Source organism: Pseudomonas sp. P1.8 (assembly GCF_001269805.1).
Taxonomy (GTDB): Bacteria; Pseudomonadota; Gammaproteobacteria; order Pseudomonadales; family Pseudomonadaceae; genus Aquipseudomonas.
Map to the genome: position 1 here is coordinate 1 of NZ_LHVM01000027.1, position 1,283 is coordinate 1,283.

Annotated in this window: 1 protein-coding gene; it reads right to left on the bottom strand. The window is 54.0% G+C overall.

Annotated features, from left to right (window positions below; genetic code table 11):
- Positions 1-15: 15 nt before the first annotated feature.
- Positions 16-1,238 (bottom strand): IS3 family transposase gene (locus AD668_RS28220; RefSeq protein WP_172681848.1). Its coding sequence is split into 2 segments (ribosomal slippage): positions 16-887 and positions 887-1,238, totalling 1,224 coding nucleotides; the frame shifts between segments, so codons are not numbered across the junction.
- Positions 1,239-1,283 lie beyond the last annotated feature (45 nt).

Consider the following 1,283-nt stretch of genomic DNA (forward strand, 5'->3'; position numbering starts at 1 on the left):
ACACCTGTTTCAGTCTCAAAACGCCCGATGCACCGCATCGGGCGTTTTGTATTTCAAGGCCAGATGTGGCCGCTCCGCGTTGTAGATCAGCACCGATTCATCAACCATTCTCACCGCGTCGGCCAGGTTCTTGGGGCGATGCAGCAAAAACTCCGTCTTCAAAATCCCGTTTATTCGCTCCGCCATCGCGTTCTGATAGCAGTCATAGCCATCGGTCATCGAACAAATGACCCCGTGCTTGGTGTGAAAACGCTGATAAAGGTCGGAGCAATACTGCGCCCCACGGTCTGAGTGATGAACCAGCGGCTGCTTGGTTTTCCTTCCTCCTACAGCCTTCTTCAGCGCTTTGAGCACCGACTCTGTATGCAAGCTCTCATGCACATGATGTCCCACTATTTTRCGCGAGTAGGCGTCGGTGATCAGGCTCAGATAAGCAACGCTCTCCTGGGTAGGCAGATAGGTTATATCCGCAACCCAAACTTGCTCAGGAGCACAGGCAATGATTTGCTGCGGGCCTGCCTTGAGTAGGTTTGGATGGCGGCGAAATCGATGATGGCTGTGGGTGGTCTTGTGGTATGCCCGCTTGCGAGGGACCAATTCTCGCGCTTCTCGCAGGATGCTGAACAGGCGATCGCGCCCCACCCGCAGACTCGTTTCTGCTTCGGCCTGCAGCATATAATGCAGCTTGCGTGTTCCCAGCCTTGGCTGGCGCCGCCGCTTTTCCAAGACGAAATCCACGACCTTTTGATCGTCGCTAGCCTTCGCATCAAACGCTCGGTTGCGCTTGTAGTAAGCCTGACGTGAAATGCCCATGAACAGGCAAGCCCTGCTGATACTCAGGTCTTTGACTTGCCCTTGCGCGAGGACTTGCCGGGTCGCTTTTTTACGATGGATACACCGTAGTCGTTCTTCAAGACGTTTACGACAGCCTCGAAAAACTGAGCCTTTTGATTGCTCAGTTCAAGCTGTTCTTCAAGCTCTTTGATCCGCTGCTCGGGTGACAGCGGTACCGTGGACTCGGCCATGGAACTCTTCCTCAGCACTCGAATAGACGCGCCTTGGCTCCAATCCTGCCGACCATGCTTGCGTAACCACACCAACACCGTTGACCGACCCTGGATGCCATAGCGCCGTTGAGCCTCTTTATAACTCAACTCGCCCTTTTCGACCTGATCGACCACCGACAATTTAAAAGCCAGCGTGTAATCGCGCTGACTGCGCCTTTTCCCCGAATCCATTGCTCCCTCCTGAAAATAGGTCAGAAGGTGTAAACCTTATTCAGG